23 protein-coding genes are annotated in these 20764 nt (G+C 40.8%); 9 read left to right on the top strand and 14 right to left on the bottom strand.

From position 1 onward, the window contains the following. Positions 1–18: 18 nt before the first annotated feature. From ASC42_RS00775 to ASC42_RS00785, 3 genes are read left to right on the top strand one after another with little or no spacing between them, the layout of a single operon-like run. Positions 19–651: a GNAT family N-acetyltransferase gene (locus ASC42_RS00775; protein ID WP_003398366.1), complete on the top strand. Its 633-nt coding sequence runs from the start codon at positions 19–21 to the stop codon at positions 649–651. Positions 652–670: 19 nt separating this feature from the next. Further along, on the top strand, positions 671–1315 hold the full coding sequence (locus ASC42_RS00780; protein ID WP_055440114.1) for an acetoin utilization AcuB family protein: 645 nt from the start codon (positions 671–673) through the stop codon (positions 1313–1315). Next, positions 1312–2484 (top strand): acetoin utilization protein AcuC, encoded by a 1173-nt coding sequence (locus ASC42_RS00785; RefSeq protein ID WP_055440115.1) that lies wholly within the window; start codon positions 1312–1314, stop codon positions 2482–2484. Before ASC42_RS00780 ends, ASC42_RS00785 begins: the two co-directional genes overlap by 4 nt. A gap of 101 nt (positions 2485–2585) precedes the next feature. On the opposite strand, the gene ccpA is transcribed toward ASC42_RS00785, so the two are convergent. Next, on the bottom strand, positions 2586–3584 hold the full coding sequence (gene ccpA, locus ASC42_RS00790) for a catabolite control protein A (protein WP_055440116.1): 999 nt from the start codon (positions 3582–3584) through the stop codon (positions 2586–2588). Between the two features lie 155 nt (positions 3585–3739). Beyond that, positions 3740–4822 (bottom strand): bifunctional 3-deoxy-7-phosphoheptulonate synthase/chorismate mutase, encoded by a 1083-nt coding sequence (locus ASC42_RS00795; protein ID WP_035047540.1) that lies wholly within the window; start codon positions 4820–4822, stop codon positions 3740–3742. A gap of 150 nt (positions 4823–4972) precedes the next feature. Between ASC42_RS00795 and ASC42_RS00800 the strand changes: the two genes are divergently transcribed. After that, positions 4973–7129, top strand: a complete 2157-nt coding sequence (locus ASC42_RS00800; RefSeq protein ID WP_055440117.1) for a cell division protein FtsA — start codon at positions 4973–4975, stop codon at positions 7127–7129. A gap of 22 nt (positions 7130–7151) precedes the next feature. On the opposite strand, the gene ASC42_RS00805 is transcribed toward ASC42_RS00800, so the two are convergent. After that, on the bottom strand, positions 7152–8267 hold the full coding sequence (locus ASC42_RS00805; RefSeq protein ID WP_032100405.1) for an aminopeptidase: 1116 nt from the start codon (positions 8265–8267) through the stop codon (positions 7152–7154). 131 nt (positions 8268–8398) lie between these two features. On the opposite strand from ASC42_RS00805, the gene ASC42_RS00810 reads away from it, so the two are divergent. From ASC42_RS00810 to ytxJ, 3 genes are read left to right on the top strand one after another with little or no spacing between them, the layout of a single operon-like run. Further along, entirely contained in the window at positions 8399–8791 is a 393-nt protein-coding gene (locus tag ASC42_RS00810; protein ID WP_032100406.1) for a DUF948 domain-containing protein, read from the top strand. A gap of 12 nt (positions 8792–8803) precedes the next feature. Next, positions 8804–9133, top strand: a complete 330-nt coding sequence (locus tag ASC42_RS00815; protein WP_055440118.1) for a hypothetical protein — start codon at positions 8804–8806, stop codon at positions 9131–9133. Beyond that, entirely contained in the window at positions 9120–9449 is a 330-nt protein-coding gene (ytxJ, locus tag ASC42_RS00820) for a bacillithiol system redox-active protein YtxJ (RefSeq protein ID WP_055440119.1), read from the top strand. The genes ASC42_RS00815 and ytxJ overlap by 14 nt, the downstream gene beginning before the upstream one ends. 8 nt (positions 9450–9457) lie before the next feature. Here the strand turns inward: ytxJ and murC are convergent, their stop codons facing one another. The 8 genes from murC to ASC42_RS00860 all read right to left on the bottom strand — a co-directional run bounded on the left by murC (position 9458) and on the right by ASC42_RS00860 (position 17622). Continuing rightward, entirely contained in the window at positions 9458–10759 is a 1302-nt protein-coding gene (murC, locus tag ASC42_RS00825; RefSeq protein ID WP_055440120.1) for a UDP-N-acetylmuramate--L-alanine ligase, read from the bottom strand. 160 nt (positions 10760–10919) lie between these two features. Continuing rightward, positions 10920–12029 (bottom strand): nicotinate phosphoribosyltransferase, encoded by a 1110-nt coding sequence (locus ASC42_RS00830; protein WP_004888994.1) that lies wholly within the window; start codon positions 12027–12029, stop codon positions 10920–10922. Positions 12030–12100: 71 nt separating this feature from the next. After that, entirely contained in the window at positions 12101–14218 is a 2118-nt protein-coding gene (locus ASC42_RS00835) for a DNA translocase FtsK (protein ID WP_055440121.1), read from the bottom strand. 72 nt (positions 14219–14290) lie between these two features. Beyond that, positions 14291–14896, bottom strand: coding sequence for a YtpR family tRNA-binding protein (ytpR, locus tag ASC42_RS00840; RefSeq protein WP_055440122.1), 606 nt, complete (start codon positions 14894–14896; stop codon positions 14291–14293). After that, the gene (locus tag ASC42_RS00845) at positions 14893–15699 is read right to left on the bottom strand and encodes a DUF1444 domain-containing protein (RefSeq protein WP_055440123.1); all 807 of its coding nucleotides are present in this window, start codon (positions 15697–15699) and stop codon (positions 14893–14895) included. Before ASC42_RS00845 ends, ytpR begins: the two co-directional genes overlap by 4 nt. Next, the gene (locus ASC42_RS00850; RefSeq protein WP_055440124.1) at positions 15692–16018 is read right to left on the bottom strand and encodes a thioredoxin family protein; all 327 of its coding nucleotides are present in this window, start codon (positions 16016–16018) and stop codon (positions 15692–15694) included. Before ASC42_RS00850 ends, ASC42_RS00845 begins: the two co-directional genes overlap by 8 nt. After that, complete coding sequence (locus ASC42_RS00855; RefSeq protein WP_055440125.1) at positions 16015–16542, bottom strand: DUF84 family protein; 528 nt, start codon at positions 16540–16542, stop codon at positions 16015–16017. The genes ASC42_RS00850 and ASC42_RS00855 overlap by 4 nt, the downstream gene beginning before the upstream one ends. Before the next feature lie 12 nt (positions 16543–16554). Continuing rightward, a complete protein-coding gene (locus tag ASC42_RS00860; protein WP_055440126.1) occupies positions 16555–17622 on the bottom strand; it encodes a M42 family metallopeptidase in 1068 nt (355 codons plus the stop codon). 106 nt (positions 17623–17728) lie between these two features. On the opposite strand from ASC42_RS00860, the gene ASC42_RS00865 reads away from it, so the two are divergent. Continuing rightward, on the top strand, positions 17729–18025 hold the full coding sequence (locus ASC42_RS00865; RefSeq protein WP_072242632.1) for a PepSY domain-containing protein: 297 nt from the start codon (positions 17729–17731) through the stop codon (positions 18023–18025). 25 nt (positions 18026–18050) lie between these two features. On the opposite strand, the gene ASC42_RS00870 is transcribed toward ASC42_RS00865, so the two are convergent. Further along, entirely contained in the window at positions 18051–18890 is an 840-nt protein-coding gene (locus tag ASC42_RS00870) for a YtnP family quorum-quenching lactonase (RefSeq protein ID WP_055440128.1), read from the bottom strand. 79 nt (positions 18891–18969) lie between these two features. Beyond that, entirely contained in the window at positions 18970–19620 is a 651-nt protein-coding gene (gene trmB, locus ASC42_RS00875; protein ID WP_055440129.1) for a tRNA (guanosine(46)-N7)-methyltransferase TrmB, read from the bottom strand. Between the two features lie 72 nt (positions 19621–19692). On the opposite strand from trmB, the gene ASC42_RS00880 reads away from it, so the two are divergent. Beyond that, the gene (locus tag ASC42_RS00880) at positions 19693–19962 is read left to right on the top strand and encodes a YtzH-like family protein (RefSeq protein ID WP_055440130.1); all 270 of its coding nucleotides are present in this window, start codon (positions 19693–19695) and stop codon (positions 19960–19962) included. Here ASC42_RS00880 and ASC42_RS00885 read toward each other — a convergent pair. Continuing rightward, complete coding sequence (locus ASC42_RS00885) at positions 19954–20730, bottom strand: phosphotransferase family protein (protein WP_055440131.1); 777 nt, start codon at positions 20728–20730, stop codon at positions 19954–19956. The two genes, ASC42_RS00880 and ASC42_RS00885, sit on opposite strands and share 9 nt — an antisense overlap. Positions 20731–20764 lie beyond the last annotated feature (34 nt).

Here is a 20764-nt window from a genome sequence, read left to right on the forward strand (position 1 = left end):
TCAGTAGGCGGTGGGGCAATGGAGCATAAAAAAACATATAACGCAAAACAATTAAAAACACCGAAAGGAACGTTAATTATTGAAGGACCAATTTCTCCAGAAAAATTGGCTAGCTATGAATTTCATCATGATTTAACAGCGTTTCGACAACCGCATCAACAACATCAAGCACTCATCGAAATTGCTGGGCTTCCAGAAGGACGAATTATTATTGCCCGCCACGGTCATACGATCGTTGGCTACGTCACTTTTTTATACCCAGACCCACTTGAAAGATGGTCGCAAGGGAAGATGGAAAATTTAATCGAGCTTGGTGCAATCGAGGTCATTCCAGATTTTAGAGGCTGCGGCGTTGGGAAAAATTTATTGAAAGTAGCTATGATGGACGATGCGATGGAAGATTACATCATTATTACAACGGAGTACTATTGGCATTGGGATTTAAAACGAACCGGATTAAACGTATGGGAATATCGAAAAGTAATGGAGAAAATGATGAACGCAGGTGGGCTTGTTTGGTATGCAACGGATGATCCAGAAATTTGTTCACATCCGGCAAACTGCTTAATGGCTCGAATCGGAAAACGCGTCGATCAACAATCGATCCAAAAATTCGATCAGCTCCGTTTTATGAACCGCTTTATGTATTAAAAACAAAGGGGATGGGGAAATGATTGTCGAACAAATGATGAAAACGGATGTTATCGCATTAAAGCCATCAAATACAATTGCTGATGCACTAAACATTGTTAAGCAAAAAAATATTCGTCATTTACCAATTGTTGATGATGAATATCGTGTCGTTGGTATCGTTACGGATCGCGATTTGCGCGATGCACGTCCATCTATTTTTCATGCGAACGAACATCTTGAGGATTTACAAAAGCCGTTAAGTACCATTATGAAAACAAACGTCATTACAGGGCATCCGCTTGACTTCGTTGAAGAAGTAGCAGCTTTATTTTACGAACACCGCATTAGCTGTATGCCCATCGTTAAAAAAAATAAACTTGTCGGTATCATTACAGAAAGTGATTTGTTATATACACTTGTACAATTAACAGGGGCTCATCAACCAGGTTCGCAAATTGAAATTAAAGTGCCGAACCGCACCGGTATGTTAAGTGAAGTCGCCTCTGTTTTTCAAAAAAGAAACATCAATATTTTAAGTGTTCTTGTCTACCCTGACCGAGATGATATGTATAAAGTGCTCGTGTTTCGCATTCAAACGATGAACCCGATGGCGATTATTGATGATTTAAAAGAACAAGGATACGACGTATTATGGCCAAACTTGCCGGGGGTTTCATCATGAGCAAAAATAGCATATTCGTTTATTCCGATGCGTTCCAAACGTATAAATTCCATGATCGCCATCCGTTTAATCAACTACGTGTCAAACTGACGTATGACCTGTTGCAAACACTCGGCGCGCTACATGACGGACAAATTGTAGCACCACGCCTAGCGACAGACGAAGAATTAGCTCTTGTGCATGATTCAGATTACATTGCAGCAGTAAAAAAAGCAGGAAAGGGTCAACTATCAGAAGATGTTGCGCTCAATTATGGATTAGGGACCGAAGATACACCGATTTTTCCAAACATGCATGAAGCGAGCGCTCTTCTTGTTGGTGGAACGTTAACAGCCGTCGATTATGTCCTCTCTGGCAAAGCTGAACACGCGCTCAGTTTGGGCGGAGGGCTCCATCATGGATTCCGAGGCAAGGCATCCGGTTTTTGCATTTACAACGATAGCTCTGTGGCCATTAAATATATGCAAGAAAAATATGGTGTGCGTGTCTTATACGTTGACACTGATGCACATCATGGTGATGGGGTACAATGGACGTTTTATGATGACCCGAATGTATGTACATTTTCGATTCACGAAACAGGTCGCTACCTATTCCCAGGAACAGGAAACGTTAATGAACGGGGGCAAGGGAAAGGATACGGTTATTCGTTCAACATTCCGGTTGATGCGTTTACAGAAGATGAGTCGTGGCTCGCCGCATATACGGAAGCTCTAATTGAAATCGCTGATTTTTTTCGCCCTGATGTCATCTTGACGCAAAACGGTGTCGATGCCCATTATTACGATCCGTTAACTCATTTATCTGCGTCCATGCGCATTTATCGTGAAATTCCAAAACTAGCACATCAAATTGCACATCAATATTGTAACGGTCGTTGGATCGCAGTTGGTGGCGGCGGATACGACATTTGGCGCGTCGTTCCACGTGCATGGGCGCTATTGTGGCTCGAAATGACAGAACAATCCGATATTTCTGGGCCTTTACCGAAAGAATGGATTGTCCGTTGGCAACCTCATGCTCCTGTTTCTTTGCCACTCGAATGGGATGACCCAGAAGACTTATATCCACCCATTCCAAGAAAAGCAGAAATTACGGAAAAAAATGCACAAACCGTCATGAAAGCACTTCAGCCAATTCGAAGCAACAAACAACGGTTAAACTTATAACAAAATAACAAGGGTGTTCCGAAAGTAGCGAACACCCTTTTCTATGTTTATACGCACACGAAATACGCGTTCTTCTTTAAGAAAAAAATCTAGTTAGCCACCTATTTTGTCGAATCGCGATATTCAATGCGATGTGGCAACACAACAATGTGATTGTCGACATGCTCTTTATTCATATATTTCGTTAATAAACGCATCGCCACGGCCCCAATGTCGTACATCGGCTGGACTACCGTCGTCAATTTCGGGCGAACCATTGTTGCCAAGCGCGTATTATCAAAACCGACAACTTCTAAGTCATCGGGAATGCGTACACCGCGATCTTGTGCCCCATGAATGACGCCGAGCGCCATTTCGTCGGTTCCAACAAAAATCGCTGTTGGTCGCTGTGGAAGTTCAGCTAACTTTTCGTATGCTTCGATGCCTGAATCGTACGTATAATCTCCTTCCACAACAAGCGCCTCATCATAAACCATATTCGCTTCTTCTAAGGCGCGACGATAACCAGCTAATTTTTTTAATCCGTTAATCGGATCGTTTAACGGTCCTGTTACATAAGCAATTCGTTTATGTCCTTTTTCGATCAACATATGCACCGCATCATACGCTGCTTGCTCGTAGTCAATGTTAACAGATGGAATAATATTGTTTTTTTCAATTGTTGCAGCTAATACGATCGGTACATCTGACTTTTTAAACTGCTCAACATGTTCTTCAGTTACATCGCCGCCCATGAATAAAATGCCATCAACTTGTTTGGCAAGCATTGTGTTTAATAAATGTAACTCTTTTTCTTTATTTTGATCAGAGTTGCTTAAAATGATGTTATACTTGTACATCGTTGCAATATCCTCAATGCCACGCGCCATTTCCGCAAAGAAAATGCTTGATATATCTGGAATAATGACGCCGACCGTCGTTGTTTTTTTGCTTGCCAATCCACGTGCTACCGCATTCGGACGATAACCGAGCCGCTCAATCACTTCTAACACTTTTTTGCGCGTTGAAGGCTTTACGTTTGGGTTCCCATTTACGACACGTGAAACGGTTGCCATCGACACGTTTGCTTCTCTTGCTACATCATAAATTGTTACATTCATCACATACACTCCTTTTTTGCACTCTATATATCGAAAACTGTCGTACATCGCAATTTTATGTAAAATTATCATACGATAAATGATTACCTAAGTGCAACGTTTTCACAAATAAATTCATAAGAAAAAGCCGGTGAACGATCACCAGCTTTTTGTTTTTACGCTTTGACAAATTGTTTTTGGAACGATTTTAATTCTTCCATAAACTCGTTGAATTGATCAATATCCATTTGTTGTGCAGAATCGGATAACGCAACAGCAGGATCTGGATGTACTTCGGCCATGACCCCGTCTGCCCCAATGGCAAGCGCAGCTTTCGCACAAGGTAAAAGTAAATCGCGTCGTCCTGTTGAATGTGTGACATCGACAAAAACAGGTAAATGCGTTTCTTTTTTCAAAATCGGTACGGCTGAAATATCAAGCGTGTTGCGCGTCGCCTTTTCATATGTGCGAATGCCTCGCTCACATAAAATGATTTGTCCGTTGCCTTGCGACATAATGTACTCAGCAGCATGAATAAATTCTTCGATCGTTGCAGCTAATCCACGTTTTAACAACACCGGTTTATTTACTTGACCCGCCGCTTTTAACAACTCAAAGTTTTGCATATTGCGCGCCCCGATTTGAATGACGTCAATATAATCGAGCGCTGTTTCGATATCTGCTGGCGTTACAATTTCACTAATGACTGCTAAATCAAACTCATCTGCTACACGTTTTAAAATTTTCAACCCTTCTACGCCAAGTCCTTGGAAATCATATGGTGAAGTGCGTGGTTTGTAAGCACCACCGCGCAATAATTTTAGCCCGTGTCGTTTGATCGCTTGTGCCACTTCTGCCACTTGTTCATAGCTTTCAACCGCACATGGTCCCATAACGAAATATTGATTACCGTCGCCGATTTTTTCTCCTTTTACATCGACAATCGTATTTTCTGGCTTTTTCTTTCTTGATACAAGCAATGCTTTTTTATGATCGTCTTCTTGTAAATCGAGCCCTGCTTTAAAAATTTCTTTAAAAATATGTTTTAACGTCGCCGTATCAAATGGCCCATCGTTATGCTCTAAAATCAAATCTAACATTTTTCTTTCACGAACAGGGTCATAGAAATACGTACCTTGGGCGTCCTTAATTTTTCCAATTTCTTGAACAACCCGACCGCGTTCATTAATTAGCTTTAACAACTGTAAATTTAACTCATCAACCTTCGCTCTCAACTCATCTAATCGTTCGTTACTCATACATCTCATCCTTTCTTTATATAAGCTAAAAAATATGGTACATTTCTATATAATTAGAGATTATTATAAACGAAGTGGATAAAGTTGTCACCCCTTTATTTATAAAACGCGTTTAAGCAATAAAGAATTTTTTAATTTTCGAAAAAGAAGGTGGGAAGCTTGATTTTTGCACTAGACATTGGTACGCGTTCAGTAGTTGGCATTATTTTAAAGGAAACAGACGGACAATATCAAGTTGAAGACATTGTCATAAAAGAGCATGAAGAACGGGCGATGCTTGATGGACAAATTCACGACGTACTTGCTGTTTCTAATGTTATTCTCGACATAAAAAAAACGTTAGAGGAGAGACACGGACCTCTGACGCGTGTATGCGTTGCAGCCGCAGGACGTTCATTAAAAACAGAAAAAGGAAGAGCGAATATATCCATTAAAGGGAAGCCTCTGCTCACACATGAAGATGTGACATACTTAGAACTCGCTGCAGTTCAACAAGCTCAAATGACGTTGGCTGAACAATCATCTAACGAAAAAAGTCATCACTACTATTGTGTTGGCTATTCGGTAACGCGCTATGAAATTGATGGCGAGGAAATTGGCAACTTAATTGATCAACAAGGAGATGACGCAAGCGTTGAAGTAATTGCCACATTTTTACCGAAGCTTGTCGTTGAATCACTTCTTGCGGCATTACAACGCGCTCATTTAGAAATGGAGGCGCTAACACTTGAGCCGATCGCCGCACTACATGTGCTTATTCCTCCGACGATGCGACGATTAAATGTTGCGCTTGTAGATATTGGTGCAGGAACGTCTGACATTGCGATTACAAATCTAGGTACAGTCATTGCCTACGGAATGGTACCGATAGCAGGAGATGAAATTACAGAAGCCATTTCAGACGCATATTTACTTGATTTTCCTCTTGCTGAGCAAGCAAAACGTGACTTACATTCAAAGGAAACGGTAACGATTACAGACATTCTCGGTTTTGAAACAGAAGTGCCTCGTGAACAAATGATTGCAACAATTTCAGACGCGATTGATCGACTCGCTGATGCGATTAGCAAAGAAATTTTACGATTAAATAATCATCAATCTCCAAAAGCAGTCATGCTTGTGGGGGGAGGGAGTTTGACACCTGAACTGCCAAAGCGGCTTGCTCAAAAACTCCATCTTCCTGAAAATCGTGTCGCTATTCGTGGTATTGATGCTATTCAAAAATTGCACATCGATCAAGAAGAAATGAAACATCGCCCGGAACTCGTCACCCCAATTGGCATTGCCATTGCCGCAAAGCAAACACCGATCCAGTACGTAACCGTTCATGTAAATGGACAAACCATTCGCTTATTTGATATGAAACAACTGTCGATCGGTGATGCCCTACTAGCTGCGGGCATTCAATTACGTAAGCTATATGGGAAACCGGGCTTAGCTTGCGTCATCACGTTAAATGGACAGACGATTACAATTCCTGGGACACATGGAGAACCACCAACAATTTTAAAGAATGGTGAATTAGCAACATTTGACACACCAATAAAAAATAATGACGAGATTGTTATTGAAAAAGGAAAAGATGGGAAACAAGCGACCATCCAACTTCGTGATTTGCTCGAATCATTGCCAATAAAACGTGTGACAATCAACGAGCAACCATACACTATTGAGCCGATTGTATTACGGAATGGGGAACACGTTTCTCTCGATACGGTTTTATGTGATCGGGATGACATTGTCGTTCGTATGCCAGAAACGATTGAACAGCTTTTGCACGCAACAAAAAACGACGATCTGCTCAAACAACTCGAACCGTTTACGATCACGTTAAATGGCAAAACCGTAACATTTCCTGAATGGTGCGGAACGATGTATCGAAACGGGATTGAGTGCCAACGTTATACAACATTTGAAGACGGCGATCATATTATTGTTCATAAAAAAAAGCAGCGAACAATCGCTCAAATCGCTGAAGCAAAACAAATAAAACTTTATTATTCTATTCCGATTATATTTAATGGTGAAACATTCACATTAACAAAGTCAATCGGTACGTTTTATCGCAATGGTGAACAACTTGAAGAAGATGATCTCGTTCACCATGAAGATGAACTTGAATTTAATGAACAAAAAATGGAACCGTTCATTTTTCAAGATATATTCCAATACGTCCAAGTTGATATTCCTCATGGTGCATCGACAACGTTTACGTTGCTCAAAAACGGTGAACCGACAACATTTTATGAACCGCTTGCACCAGGAGATCGACTAGAAATTATTTGGCATAAGAAAAAGCAACTATGAACGAGCCATAGTTGCTTTTCTTTTATTTTAAGTTTTCTGGATTTAACGGTTCTAATTCTGGGAGGACAAAACGGCCATCTTTGCGAATCAGCACACCATCAAAATAAATTTCACCACCACCGTATTCTGGGCGCTGAATCATAACCATATCCCAATGAATGTTTGAATGGTTGCCGTTGTACGCCTCGTCATAACATTGTCCCGGTGTAAAATGGAAGCTTCCATCAATTTTTTCATCAAACAAAATATCTTGCATCGGATGTTGAATGTATGGATTGACCCCGATTGCGAACTCACCAATATAGCGCGCACCTTCATCTGTATCAAAAATTTGATTAATGCGCTCTGTATCGTTTGCTGTTGCTTCAATAATTTTTCCATCTTTAAACGTTAATTTTACGTTTTCAAACGTAAATCCTTGATAAGGAGAAGGTGTATTAAATGTGATAGTACCATTAACCGAATCACGAACAGGAGCCGTATACACTTCTCCATCTGGAATATTCATTTGTCCTGAACATTTTACCGCAGGAATATCCTTAATCGAGAACGTTAAATCTGTCCCCGGTCCTGTAATGCGTACTTGATCAGTTTTATTCATTAATTCAACGAGGGCGTCCATCGCTTTATCCATTTTTCCGTAGTCTAAGTTACATACGTTGAAATAAAAATCTTCAAACGCCTCTGTGCTCATTTTTGCAAGCTGTGCCATAGATGGATTCGGATAGCGAAGGACGACCCATTTCGTTTTTGGTACGCGAATGTCACGATGCACTTTTTGCATAATCGTCTTTCCATGAATTTTCATTTTGTCCGCCGGCACATCAGCAAATTCGTTAATATTATCTCCAGCACGCAAGCCGATGTAAGCGTCCATTTGTTTCATGACATTCGCTTCAAATTCAGCCATCATGTCAAACTGTTCGTCTTGCGCACCGAGCAAAAGCGCGCGATCGACTTGATGGTCTTTTAACGAAACAAATGGGTAAGCACCTACAGCATACGCTTCGCGTACAAGCGCGATCACAAGCTCTCTCTGTAATCCAAAGTTTTCGATTAATACTTTTTCTCCTTTTTGTAAACGCAACGAGTAATGAATTAAATTTTTCGCTAACTTTTCAATACGCGGATCTTTCATTTATATTCCTCCATTCCATCATATGTACATGTATATTGTAACCGATCTACAAAAAATTTTGGGTTTTTTGCAGGATTTTTTCTCTTTTTGTCGAAAGGAACGTAGGATAGACAGAAAGGGGTTTTTTCATAATGAATATTGTTTTGTACAGCAGTATTGCACTCATCGCGATCGCCTTTCTTATTTTAGTCGTTTATGTCGTCCAAACATTAAAAACGCTTCAAACAACATTGCAACATGTTGCGAAAACTGTTGAAGAAGTTGAAAAACAAATGCATGAAATCGGAAAAGAAACGGCACAATTACTACATAAGACGAACGCGCTCGCAGATGACGTGCATAAAAAAGCGGAAAGCTTACAAAGTGTATTTGATGCAGTCAAACAAGTCGGTGTTACCGTTCAAACATTTAACAACTCCATTTCCAAAACACTAACAACAAACGAAAAAAAAATTACGCAAGCCATTCAATGGGGCCAAACACTTATTGAAATATGGACAAAATGGAAAGAGAAGCGAAAATAAGGAGGTTTTTATATGGCTAAAAACGGTTCTTTTCTACTTGGTGCAATTGTTGGTGGAATCGCTGGTGCAGCTGCCACATTATTTTTATCAAGTGAACGTGGAAAACAACTATTGCAAGAGTTTACCGAAACGAACATAAAGCGATGGCAACAACATGAAAAGGAAAACGTGTCACATGACATAGAGAAACAAAAGGAGCAAGAGGAACAAAAGCCATTTTCCTCTATCCCTATTCCGCTTCCTTCATCAGATGTCGAGCAGTTGTTAAAAGAAACGAAGGAAGCAGTTAACGATGTCGAAAAACGTTTGAATAAAGGAATTGATGCACATGGAGAAAATTGAAACAATTGAACAATTCGAACAAATTTGTTCGTCCTATCGTCCATTTTTATTGATGAAACATAGTCTGACATGTCCAATTAGCCATCGGGCATGGGTGGAGTTCGAACGTTTTACAAAAGATTTTCCGCACATTCATGCATATTACTTACATGTACAACACTCTCGTCCGTTGTCACAACATGTCGCAGAAGTGTTTCAAGTAAAACATGAGTCTCCTCAAGCATTATGGGTCACTGATAAAGGGGTGGCGTGGCATGCTTCCCATTGGAACGTCACATATGACCAAATGAAAAAAGCAACTATGGGCGAATCATAGTTGCTTTTTTATACGTGAACGGATTGTTCGTATTTCTGCTGGAATTTTTGAATATCGCCTGCTCCCATAAAAATAAGCACAGCGTGTTCATGCTGTTTTAAAACATCCACTTGCTCCTCATGCAAAAGGTTTGCACCGTCAATTTTGGTGCGTAAATCTTCAATCGATAGTTTCCCTTGATGCTCTCGGGCAGATCCGAAAATATCGCACAAATATACCGCATCTGCTAATGATAAACTTTGTGCAAATTCATGTAAAAACGTTTGTGTGCGTGTATATGTGTGCGGCTGAAAAATTGCAACTATTTGACGGTTCGGGTATTTTTGTCTTGCCGCCTCAATGGTTGCCCGTATTTCTGTAGGGTGGTGCGCATAATCATCAATAAGCACTTGTGAACCGAACAGCTTTTCATGAAAGCGACGTTTTACTCCAGGAAACGTTTTTAGTCGCTCTTGAATAATACTTACATCGATTCCTTCATAATGACAAAGCGCAATCACAGCGAGCGCGTTAAGCACGTTATGATCGCCATACCTCGGAATGTGGAAAGATGCAAAAAATGTGTGACGCACAAATACGTCAAACGATGTCCCTTCCTGTGTTTTCACCATATTTCGCGCTTGGAAGTCGTTATCTTCACCAAAACCGTAAAAGACAACAGGGACTTTAGCCTGAATTTTTTGTAAATGCTCATCATCTCCACAAGCGATAATTCCTTTTTTTACTTGCCACGCCATTTGTTGAAATGCCGAAAACACATCTTCAATATTGGCAAAATAATCTGGGTGATCAAAATCAATATTTGTCATAATCGCATAATCAGGTGAATACGCTAGAAAATGTCGACGATATTCGCACGCTTCAAATACAAAATACTTGCTCCCTTCTCTTCCCTTTCCAGAACCATCACCGATCAAATATGATGTCGGTTCTGCTCCTTGCATCACGTGAGCAAGCAGCCCAGTTGTTGATGTTTTTCCATGAGCACCTGTCACAGCGATGCTCGTAAATTTTTGCAAAAACTCACCTAAAAACTGATGGTAGCGAATGACAGGTACACCAAGATCACGAGCTGCTACAATTTCTTCATGTGTATCAGGAAAGGCGTTTCCAGCAATTACAACCATATTTTTTTGAATATTTTGGGCGCTGAATGGAAAAATAGGTATTCCACGTTCTTCCAACGCTTCTTGCGTGAAAAATCGCTTATCATAGTCTGACCCTTGCACGACACATTTCATATCATGTAATACTTGTGCCAGTGCACTCATTCCAGTTCCTTTAATGCCGACAAAATGGTAAATAGTCATAAAAAAACCTCCACCAACTATCGTTGATCTATATCTCAGTATATGACACAAATTCCGTTTTGCTCTTTTCATCTTATGTAACAAACTTCATTATACCATCGTTTGTCCACGATGATAAGAAAAACTGATAGAAGAACGTTCTTCTATCAGTTTTTCCGTGTTACTGAGGTGTATACTCTACTTTTTCAAGACGTGGGTTCGGACGATAACGTCGACCTGCTTTCGCTTGATGCTTTCCATTCAACAATACATTATCTCCCGTAAAACCAATATGCACTTTTAACAAGCTACTTCCCACACCATACATATCAACGGGCACACCTTGTTTTTCAAACTCAATAATACGCTGCTCATTAAAACCGCCACTTACAACGATTTTTACATGTTCAAATCCTTCACGATCAAGCGCTTCACGTAAAGCGAAAATAAGTGGCGGGTTAACGCCACGTGGATCAAATGTGCCAAGCACTTCTGGATGGCGAATAAAATATTGATCAATCATCGTCCGGGACGTATCAACACGAACGGCTTTTAATTTATCACCAAACTCACGCGCAACTTTCAGCGCGTCTGTAATACAGTCGTTGTTGTAGTCAACAAGCACAATTAAATCATCGTCTGGATATTTTGCATGATACGCTTTCGCTGCCGCAACTACATCGCCATCAAACAATTGAATGAGCGCATGCGGCATCGTTCCCATGCCTTGTTTTCCCCACCATTCGTTCATCGCATGTGTCGCTTGAGCAGTTGAGCCACCAATAAAGGCTGCGTATCCATCACCAGCTTGCATCATAAAATGGTCATCACGATCCCCCATGAAAATGACCGGTTTTTGCACACCAGATAATGCCGCTGCTTTAACGACGTTATACACGTTTGTTGCTACAGATGTTCGGCGAGCTAAAATCCCGTCAATAATGCCTTCTAAATACCCGAAATTTTGATACGGGCCTGTAATAGTCAGCACCGTCTCAAACGGACTAATTTTATCGCCGTCTTTCAATGAATAAATTTCCAATTTTTCTGGTTCATCAGCAAATGTATGCAATAAGGCAATGACTTCATCCGTTCCACATAAGACAGCATGTTCTTTTTGAAAAAATTGCATCGTAACGATATTATCCGGACGAAATTCCTTAACGATTTCACGTGTTTTTAAAAAATATACAGCTGAAAACCAGCCATCTCGCACACGCTCATCAAATTTAAACGTTTTATTTGTTAGTCGTTTAATTTTCCCTTGTAATTTCAACTCAATTTCCTTCATTTTGCTTTCCCCTTCAGCCATCGTTTTCACGTATTTAGCATAGCATGTTTTCTATTTCACGACTACTCCATCTAAATTGTATCTTGTAGTTGCTCGAGATGTTGTTCATCAATTAACACATCGCGCGGCTTGCTTCCTTTCGGTGCCGATACGATGCCACGTTGCTCCATCATCTCAATTAAGCGTGCCGCTCGGTTGTAGCCGATACGAAAACGACGTTGTAAACTTGATGTTGAGGCACCGCCTTGTTGAACAACAAACTCACACGCCTCATAAAACAGCTCATCATCTTCATCAGCCTGTACATGTTGTTGCAATAGCTCATCATGTTGAAATAAATAAGACGGTTCCATTTGTTGTCGTACATGGGCGACGACACGCTCTATTTCTTCATCCGATACAAAGTTGCCTTGTAAACGAACTGGCTTTGCTGTTCCATTTTCTAAAAATAACATATCGCCTCGTCCAAGTAATTTCTCCGCACCGTTTATATCAATGATTGTACGCGAATCGATTTGCGACGATACAGAAAAGGCAATGCGTGTAGGGATATTCGCCTTAATTAAACCTGTAATGACGTCAACAGATGGTCGTTGTGTAGCAACAAGCAAATGAATACCACATGCTCGCGCTTTTTGAGCAATACGGCAAATCGCTTCTTCCACATCAGCTGGGGCAACCATCATTAAATCTGCAAGCTCATCGATGACAATGACGATATACGGTAAATGTTGTTCCGGTTTTTGAGCTTTTCGTATTAATTCGTTATAACGTACAATATCGCGCACACCGGTATGTGCAAATAACTCATATCGCCGTTCCATTTCAGACACAGCCCATTTTAATGCTGCCGTTGCCGCTTTTGCATCCGTAATAACTGGGCTAACTAAATGTGGAATATGATTGTATGGTGCAAGTTCGACCATTTTCGGATCGATCAATAATAACTTCACTTCGTGTGGTGCTGCTTTGTATAATAAACTCACTAACATCGCATTCATACATACGCTTTTTCCTGATCCAGTTGCCCCCGCAATCAACCCGTGTGGCATCTTTTTTAAATCGGTGACAATCGGTTTTCCTGAAATATCTAATCCTAAAGCAACGGTTAACGGGGAGTTTGATTGCTGAAACACCTCGCTTTGTAACACTTCACGAATAAAAACAGGGCGGCTTGATCGGTTAGGTACTTCAATTCCGATCGTGTTTTTTCCGGGAATAGGCGCTTCTATACGAATATCCACGGCCGCTAAATTTAATTTAATATCATCCGCTAAATTCGTAATTTTATTCACTTTCACTCCAAGTTCTGGTTGCACTTCAAAACGAGTAACCGTTGGACCTTGAGTCACGTGAACGACTGTTGCTCCAACATTAAAGTTTTTGAACGTCTCGTTTAATCGCTCTGTTTGTTCTTTTAACCACGCTTCATCATCTTCATGACGTATACTTGGTGCATGCAACAACGATAATGACGGGAATACATATGATTGTTTTTGCTGTCGCTCTTTCCATTTTTCTCGATCTTGTTTTAACATCATGACATTATATGGTACACCGCTTCGTTGTCGCGTTCTTTCCTCATGAATTTGTTCGAGTTTTTCTTCTCTCTGTTCCCGCTCTTTCGTTTCTTCCTCCTCATGTTGCTCCATGTGTTCTTCAACCACTTCCTTTTCACAATCAACCTCTTTCCCTTCATGAAGTGGCTCACTTACTGTCATATGCACATGTTCATTTGTTTCGTCAACAAGTTGTCTCTCTACTGACTCCTCTACTTGTGTATGTACACGTTCGTTTGTTTCGACCGTTTCAACGATCGGAAGTTCAAATTCAACAACGACATCATGTTCTTTTTTTCGTTCGACATGCTCTATTCGCTTATAACCAAATACAGGCGATGGTACATCTGTCGGGCGAAACGTGCGTGATTCACTCTCTTTTCGCTCTATGCGATACGTTTTTTTCTTAAATGAATCGTTTTTTTGCTCATATGTTCTCTCTTTTATTCTTCCCTTTGGTTCATCCGGAATTAATGGAAAGCGAAATTTTCCTCTCGGATATTCATAAACGACTTTTGCTTCTATTTCTTTATATTCATTCGTTGGTACGGACTGTTGTTGTTTTCGCATCTTTTTTGGCTCATGCTGTTCCCCGAATAAATAACGAAATAATGCTTTTAACCAACCCATTCCATCCTCACTCTTTCTTTTGTACATTCGGTTTTATTTTACCACAAAAAAAGCTGACTGCCGTCACGGAAGTCAGCTGAAAAATGGTTGGCCTACTTTGTACTCATCATGTAAAACAAGAATACCTTTTTCTTGTGGAGCGTTTGGCAAATCTAACTCGCGCGCAGAACAAATCATCCCATAAGATTTCACTCCACGAAGCTCTGCCTCTTGAATGACTAGACCGCTTGGCATGACCGCCCCGACTTTAGCAACCACGACCTTTTGTCCCGCTTCTACGTTTGGAGCCCCACATACAATTTGCAACGTTTCCGTACCAACATCTACTTGACAAACACTTAACTTATCAGCATTCGGATGTTTCTCTTTTTCTTTTACGTAACCGACAACAAACTTTGGTGAAAAATCAGCCTTTACTTGTTCATTCACACCATTTTTTTGCAATATGTCGTTAATTGTCGTAATGACTTGTTCGGTTACCTCAACAACTCCATTTCCTTCAAATGTGCCATATGTAGACGCATGAAAAATATTGTAGCCAACAGTTTCACCCGTCTGTTCATTAAAAATACGCACAACATCTCCTTTTTTCTCAAAAGCACGCTCTTGTGGGTCAACAACCTTTAATGTAATAAGCAACGTATCGCCAATGCCCTCACGGTTGTAAAATACGTTCATTGTTTCTCATCCTTTCGACGATTTTTTCCGAGAATAAAAATTGGTTGCAACTGCCCATCTTCGTATAAAAACGAAAGAGCAGTAATCGGCACTCTTCCACTTGCAAAAAAACTCATCGTCAGCTGCGCAAGTACATCATAGCCGATTTCGTTCTCAATGTCAGCAATAATGAGCACATCTTGATGAGGAACAGCAAGTAACATCGTTCCTTTTATTTTTTCAGCAAACTTTTTTAAAAAAGCATCATTTAGTATGCGACTTGCATCATATCCGTCATTTGTGTTTATAAAATAAAACGTATTGCCAGCGACGCGGTCTTCTTTCACCGTTGTCGGCAATGAACGAACATTAAAACGTGCAATCTCTTTTAATTGTTGCACATCCCAGCGCTCCGATTCAACTAAACGTTCATCGATAAGGCGATACGTTGTTCCTAAATCTAGCGCATAATAAATGCGCGTTTCCGCTGTATGTTCGTCATAAATAAACATCGCCCCTTCATTCGTTTTTGTCGGAAATGAGGTAGAACGAATGATCGGATATATATGTTTTTCTTTTCCTTGTAGCGGTGAATCATCATGTAATGCCGTTAACGTTTGCTCGACATAATAAACGACTTCGTCAATAGCACGCTCTTGTTCAAGCTCCCATTTTGCAATAATAGGGGGTAAGGAGATGGTCACCCCTTTTTTCGTTTCACAATGCTCAATGCGAAGTGTATCCTTTTTCCGATCCCATTGAAAATCCCATGGATAATGGGATAACCGCTGTTGGATATGCTCGCTTATTTGTTTACTATTCATCACGCTCACCTAAGCTTTGAATGAACGCGACAATTTCTTCTTTCGTTTTCCGATCTTTACTCACAAATCGGCCTCGTTCTTGCCCATTTTCATATGCGATAAAGCTTGGAATGCCGAATACGTTATGCGCTGTAAACAAATCAAGCCATTGGTCGCGATCAATCGCATAAAACGTATAATCCGGAAATTGTGCTTCAATCTCTGGTAAAACCGGTTGGATGAATTGACAATCACGGCACCAATCAGCCGTAAACATCATGATGACTTTTCCCTTTTTTATGACTTCATTATACTGCTCGATACGTTCAATCGTTTTCATCTATTGATCCACCCTTTCTTTTTATGCTCATATTGCCCTTTTAACATATGAACGATATGTGTATACATCGTTGTTCGATCGATTGCTCCATTCGTCAAAATGCCGATCGCTCCTTCATTTGAACGAACGTCGTGGCGATTGGCGTATCCATCCATCACTTCAGCTAATTCTTTTCCCATTTTTAGTTGTTCACCTATCTCACTAGGAAGCGGAATGCGCGCCCCTCCGGCAACAACAACGGCTCCATCCCGATCAACGAGCGCTCCCCAATTGCATAGCCAAATCGTCCCATCTTGTGCAACAAATACGCCGCCTTCTAATCCAATCCCAATATCGGCTTGTTGCTGGGAAACTGCTAATGTCGCCCGCTCAATAGCGCCTTGCAACGTTTCTTCATCAGAAAACGGCTGTTTTGATACACTCGGTTGTACATCGCTCGCCATGATCGTATGGTGAGCCTCATGAAATACAGCTTTCACTGCTCTTACTTTCGTATTGTTTTTCGTTCCAACAGCGATTTTCATCCCCCCATCTCCTTAAGCATTATGGCGAATAGCATCCACTGTCGCGCGATCACACTGTTTCACAAGAGCGACTAATAGCTGTTTTGCCGCTTCGTAATCGTCAATATGAATGATCGATGCATGCGTATGGATATACCGTGCACAAATGCCAATGACAGCTGAAGGGACACCACTATTTGCGATATGTACTTTGCCTGCATCTGTTCCGCCACCTGGCGAAATGAAATATTGGTATGGAATATTGTTTGTTTCTGCTGTATCTAAAATAAATTCGCGCATGCCTCGATGAGTAATCATTGTGGCATCATAAATGCGCACAAGTGCACCTTTACCAAGATGACCGAACTCTTTTTCATCGCCTGTCATATCGTTCGCTGGACTTGCATCTAGCGCAAAGAAAATATCCGGCTTGATCATCGTAGCTGCTGTTTGTGCACCGCGCAATCCGACTTCTTCTTGAACTGTCGCTCCAGAATATAATACATTTGGCAACGTTTCATCTTTTAACTCCTTTAATAACTCAATCGCTAAACCGCAACCGTAACGATTGTCCCACGCTTTCGCCATAATTTTTTTCTCATTTGCTAACGGTGTGAATGGACAAATTGGCACAATTTGTTGCCCAGGACGAATGCCCATACGTTCCGCATCGTTCCGATCATCCGCCCCAACGTCAATCAACATATTTTTCATATCCATCGGCTTTTTCCGCTGTTCTTCATCGAGCAAATGCGGTGGAGTCGAACCAATCACACCGGTAATTGAACCGTGATCTGTTATAATTTGCACACGTTGAGCTAACAATACTTGACTCCACCACCCGCCAAGCGGTTGAAAACGAATCATCCCCTGCTCAGTAATAGCAGTGACCATAAAACCAACTTCGTCCATATGTCCAGCAACCATTACGATCGGTCCATTTTCTGTTCCTCGCTTCACTCCAAAAATACTTCCGAGCCGATCTTGCACAATATCATCGGCATATTTTTGTAACTGCTCACGCATAAAAGCGCGCACCGCATGTTCATTTCCCGGCGCTCCTGGCAATTCGGTTAACGTTTGAAACAATTGCAAATCCATCGCTGTTTCCCCTTTCTTTTCTCGCTATTTGTCATTGTAGCGAATTTTACATGTAGTTTCCACCCATACAATTCGGTATACTAAAAGAAAAAGTGGAGGAATGCATATGCGCATCAAAACATTTCTTACCGGCATCGTTGTCGGTGCAACGGCTGGGTACATATTTCATCAGTGGCAACATAAACGTTTGATTTCATCTGAACAAGCGCTTCAAAAGGCAAAAGAAGCTTTTCAACAAACTGGTGCGATTACAGGATCGTGGATTCAAACGACCGTTGAAACGATCGAAAAAAACGGATTGCGTTACGACGTCTATCGAGGGGGAATTACTCGTCCAACAGGTGCATATGAATGTTTTATTGATGCAAAATCAGGAACGATTATTGATGCACGAGAATTGTAAAACCCAAGCGACTTTGCTTGGGTTTTTATTGACGTTTGAGCGCTTCGACGATTTGAAACTGATCATTCCAACGGACCGCACGATAGTATGCATCGTGATAAAATGTAAACCATGCATTGTTTTCCATTCCATAAGCAAGCCATGTTTGTTTAGCGAAAATAGATGTCATTGGGTAATCATCATACGCCATAACCCAAAGCGGATTTTGATGGGCATGCGTCGGCATCAAATCACCGAGGTGAACGGCTGTTTCCCCTTCGGATGTGATAATAATGATCGCGTGTCCATCGCTATGACCGCCTGTATGAATCATCGTTACCCCTGAAACAACTTCCAATTGTTCCGCAAACGTATCGACTTGATCAACAATCACTTCCCAGTTTTCTTTCCAATACGTGTTGCGCGAGCGAATGTTTGGCTCTCTCATTTCTGCCCACTCTACCGCTGACGTAATAATGCGCGCACGCGGAAACGTCGGAACGAGCGTGTCCCCTTCCCATTTCGTTAAACCGCTCGCATGATCGAAATGCAAATGCGTCATTAATACAAAATCAATGTCTTCGGGTGTCAAAGAAAGAAGCGCCAACTGCTCTTCTAATGAGGACTCTTCTGTTACACCAAAGTTCCGTTTTTGCTTTTCATTTAATTTTCCTCGCCCGATGCCAGATTCAATTAATATATTTTTCCCATCCATTTGCAATAAAATGGGATCGGTGCGGAGCGGAATTTGATTTTGTTCGTTGCATGGGTATTTTTTCACCCAAAGCGGCTTTGGTACGACACCGAACATCGCTCCACCGTCTAAATGTGTAATTCCTCCATTTAACCACGTCATTGTTGCTTGACCGATCGTTAATTTCTCCATTACTTCTCCCCCTTGTCCTCTTTCATTACTCATTTTAACATTACAAAAATATTCAGAAAAGAAAAAAACCTATGCCTAATTATGACATAGGTTTCCGATACTTTACTTCGCAACGGTAAATCGGGTTGCCTTTTTCTGAAAATTTTTGTTCATATTCTGTCATGACATTTCCTTCGAAATTACTTCGATGAAGGTCGAGGCTGACATATTGAAAAACTAAACCATATTGCGAGAAGCTGACAAGAGAATATTCAAACAATCCACGGTTATCCGTTTTAAAATGAATTTCCCCCTCATCAACTAAAATGTTTTCGTATAACTCTAAAAACGAACGATACGTTAGGCGACGTTTTTCATGTCGCTTTTTTGGCCACGGATCAGAGAAGTTCAAATAAATACGTTCAACCTCTCCTTTGGCAAAAACATTTGTTAAATCTTTTGCATTGACATTTAATAAGCGCAAATTTGGCAAATCATTTTCAATTAACTTGTCAAGCGCACATACGATGACGCTCTCATACAATTCAATTCCGATATAGTTAATATTCGGGTTCATTTTTGCCATTTCCGTAATAAAGCGACCTTTTCCTGTACCAATTTCGATATGAATCGGATGATCGTTTGAAAACAATTCACGCCAACGCCCTTTGTATCGTTCAGGTTGCGGGATAATGTATTGTGGATATGCTGCAATTTTTTCTTTCGCCCAAGGCTTATTTCTTAAACGCACGTCTCATCCTCCGTTTCTTTGCATATAAAAAGATAAAAATGGCCATATTAATAAGCGAATAGGGGGATGAACATGGCCATTAATCATGAGCATCAATTAACTGTATTAAAAGATATTTTATCGGAACACCAACTTGATCGTTCAGGAACGGTAGCAGAATGTGAACAAATTGAGCGGCTCGCTAAATCGTTAATGGCGAACGATGCTGTCCATTCTGAACTGAAACAAACATTGTCCCATATTTACACGTACAGTCAAAACGGCAAAAATGCAACCGATCTTTCTTCACATATCAATCAACATGAACAGCAACTTGCTGATTGGATGGATCAATTAACGTAGCACATGTTCAAGGAAATGCAACAGTCGTTGCATTTCCTTTTCATTATTCCGTCCTTTATACCATGCAAGCAACCCAACCGTTTGGGCAACAGTATACCATTTCATCCGTAACTGCAATTGTTCATCGAACTCCATGCCATATTCTTCTAACCAACTCGCCCACTGTTCTCGTGGAATGTAAGCATATAATAACATTCCGATATCAATCGCAGGATCTGCGATCATTGCACTATCCCAGTCAATTAAATATAGTTGATTATCTTCTGTTAACAGCCAATTATTATGATTCATATCGCAATGGCAAACGACATAATCTGTACAATACACATCGTCTACGTGTCGCTCTAAAAATGCAAATGCGTCTCGAACGGCCGAGTGCGCTTTTAACTCAACATATTCATTTTTCTTGATTTCCTCTAACAAACGATGAGGTACCAAAGGTTTTTTACCGAGACGCTCCATCATCCCCAACAATTCTTTCGAGCGATGAATTTTTCGAAGCAATTGTGCAACTTGTTTGCTAGTCATATCATGCGGCTTTAATTCACGCGCTTGTAAAAATTGTTGGGCAGTAATGACATCTCCATTTTCCATTCGTTTCGTCCATACTAATTTTGGAACGATTCCTTCTGCTGATAAAACAGCTAAAAATGGAGAAGAGTTGCGCTTTAAAAACAACTTCTTCCCATCGTGCTCTGCAATATATGCATCCCCTGTCGCACCACCTGCCGGGGAAATTTCCCACTCCTTACCTAGTAACTGTTCCAAGTGAGCTCACCTTTCGACTTAGTCAAAATAAAAA

Source organism: Anoxybacillus suryakundensis (assembly GCF_001418025.1).
GTDB lineage: Bacteria > Bacillota > Bacilli > Bacillales > Anoxybacillaceae > Anoxybacillus > Anoxybacillus tengchongensis.

Bases quoted from the DNA above. Each gene is read 5' to 3' on its own strand.
- ASC42_RS00775 (WP_003398366.1), top strand. From the start codon at position 19: ATGGAGCATAAAAAAACATATAACGCAAAACAATTAAAAACACCGAAA.
- ASC42_RS00780 (WP_055440114.1), top strand. From the start codon at position 671: ATGATTGTCGAACAAATGATGAAAACGGATGTTATCGCATTAAAGCCA.
- ASC42_RS00785 (WP_055440115.1), top strand. From the start codon at position 1,312: ATGAGCAAAAATAGCATATTCGTTTATTCCGATGCGTTCCAAACGTAT.
- ccpA (WP_055440116.1), bottom strand. From the start codon at position 3,584: ATGAATGTAACAATTTATGATGTAGCAAGAGAAGCAAACGTGTCGATG.
- ASC42_RS00795 (WP_035047540.1), bottom strand. From the start codon at position 4,822: ATGAGTAACGAACGATTAGATGAGTTGAGAGCGAAGGTTGATGAGTTA.
- ASC42_RS00805 (WP_032100405.1), bottom strand. From the start codon at position 8,267: ATGAAAGATCCGCGTATTGAAAAGTTAGCGAAAAATTTAATTCATTAC.
- ASC42_RS00810 (WP_032100406.1), top strand. From the start codon at position 8,399: ATGAATATTGTTTTGTACAGCAGTATTGCACTCATCGCGATCGCCTTT.
- ASC42_RS00815 (WP_055440118.1), top strand. From the start codon at position 8,804: ATGGCTAAAAACGGTTCTTTTCTACTTGGTGCAATTGTTGGTGGAATC.
- ytxJ (WP_055440119.1), top strand. From the start codon at position 9,120: ATGGAGAAAATTGAAACAATTGAACAATTCGAACAAATTTGTTCGTCC.
- murC (WP_055440120.1), bottom strand. From the start codon at position 10,759: ATGACTATTTACCATTTTGTCGGCATTAAAGGAACTGGAATGAGTGCA.
- ASC42_RS00830 (WP_004888994.1), bottom strand. From the start codon at position 12,029: ATGAAGGAAATTGAGTTGAAATTACAAGGGAAAATTAAACGACTAACA.
- ASC42_RS00835 (WP_055440121.1), bottom strand. From the start codon at position 14,218: ATGGGTTGGTTAAAAGCATTATTTCGTTATTTATTCGGGGAACAGCAT.
- ytpR (WP_055440122.1), bottom strand. From the start codon at position 14,896: ATGAACGTATTTTACAACCGTGAGGGCATTGGCGATACGTTGCTTATT.
- ASC42_RS00845 (WP_055440123.1), bottom strand. From the start codon at position 15,699: ATGAATAGTAAACAAATAAGCGAGCATATCCAACAGCGGTTATCCCAT.
- ASC42_RS00850 (WP_055440124.1), bottom strand. From the start codon at position 16,018: ATGAAAACGATTGAACGTATCGAGCAGTATAATGAAGTCATAAAAAAG.
- ASC42_RS00855 (WP_055440125.1), bottom strand. From the start codon at position 16,542: ATGAAAATCGCTGTTGGAACGAAAAACAATACGAAAGTAAGAGCAGTG.
- ASC42_RS00860 (WP_055440126.1), bottom strand. From the start codon at position 17,622: ATGGATTTGCAATTGTTTCAAACGTTAACCGAATTGCCAGGAGCGCCG.
- ASC42_RS00865 (WP_072242632.1), top strand. From the start codon at position 17,729: ATGCGCATCAAAACATTTCTTACCGGCATCGTTGTCGGTGCAACGGCT.
- ASC42_RS00870 (WP_055440128.1), bottom strand. From the start codon at position 18,890: ATGGAGAAATTAACGATCGGTCAAGCAACAATGACGTGGTTAAATGGA.
- ASC42_RS00880 (WP_055440130.1), top strand. From the start codon at position 19,693: ATGGCCATTAATCATGAGCATCAATTAACTGTATTAAAAGATATTTTA.